Source organism: Enterobacter cloacae complex sp. IR5441, from assembly GCF_049238215.1.
In the GTDB taxonomy this organism is placed as follows: Bacteria; Pseudomonadota; Gammaproteobacteria; order Enterobacterales; family Enterobacteriaceae; genus Enterobacter; species Enterobacter hormaechei_C.
Window position 1 is genome coordinate 1 of sequence record NZ_JBMKIA010000113.1, and the last position, 1,047, is coordinate 1,047.

Sequence of the window (1,047 nt, forward strand, 5' to 3'; positions counted from 1 at the left end):
ACAGATATGCCGGTCAGTTCATACGGCCACGCGCCATACTCCTGCCCCTGCCACCACACCGACTTCGGCTCAAGTTTTGACTCGTCGCCGCCTGCGGCGATGATTTCCGCCTCGGTATGGGGGATTGTCTCGTTGTGAAAGCGAAGAATACCCGCACCGAACGCTGAGCCGTCCACCTCGATCAGGCGGACGCGCTTACCCGGTTCCAGTTTCTGGACATCAGATGAAATACTCATGGATGGTATGCCTGTATGAATGTGCTGCTGAGGGTGTATTTTTTGTTGCCGTGGGTAGATATCTGGAAGGATTCCGCGCGCCATAAACCTGAAGGCTCAAGCGGCGGCTTCCAGATAAATGACTTCCACCCTGTATGTCTGTTCAGAAAGTTTTTAATGGCCTGAATGTAAGCCTCGTCGCCGGTAAAGCTCACGCTCCACTGAGGTGTTACCGGGTTGATGCCGTCCCCGGCCACCTGTGTATAGCCATCGCCAAACTGCGCCTTTCGGGTACGAAAACTTGTATCAACCTGAGAGGCAACCTTTGGGCACCAGCTGAAGGTTTCGACTGCCATGGTTAAACTCCCTTGATTAATCGCCACAGAGGCGAGCCCGGCATGCTGGCCTGTTCGTTAATGACACCAGTGATGGCATCCTTAAGCTGCCTGCCTGCTGCTCCGGCAGTACCCTGACTGGACGCCTGTGGAGAACCGCCCTGAATATTGATATCGCCGAAGTTAACTGAAGGCACGCCGCCAGAGACCTGCGGCATCCCTACTGCGCGAACAGCAAGATCACCATTAGGTGCCCGCGTAAGCGGCATAATGGCTTCCGGACCAGCCTCGGCAAAAACCCCTGCGCCTTTGGCAAAAGCAAACAGCTGAGGCGTCTGAAAAACGCCATTGCTGTAAGCGCTCAGGGACGGAGAGTCGTAAACATTACCCTTCGCATTAAATGTGAAGTTCGCGCCAGCATTCTGAATAGCGGTACCGCTGCTGGCGGTTGCGGCTGACGAGGCACCAAAACTGAACAGTGATCCAATTGAGCTGAC

Annotated in this window: 1 protein-coding gene and 2 pseudogenes; all 3 read right to left on the reverse strand. The window is 54.8% G+C overall.

The features are described from left to right. Window positions 1–236 (reverse strand): annotated as a pseudogene (locus tag ACOTX5_RS26590) (phage minor tail protein L); the annotation flags it as partial. Then, on the reverse strand, window positions 233–571 hold the full coding sequence (locus ACOTX5_RS26595) for a phage tail protein (RefSeq protein ID WP_022648882.1): 339 nt from the start codon (window positions 569–571) through the stop codon (window positions 233–235). The gene ACOTX5_RS26595 and the pseudogene ACOTX5_RS26590, both read right to left, overlap by 4 nt. Window positions 572–573: 2 nt before the next feature. Then, window positions 574–1,047, reverse strand: a pseudogene (locus ACOTX5_RS26600) (phage tail tape measure protein); the annotation flags it as partial.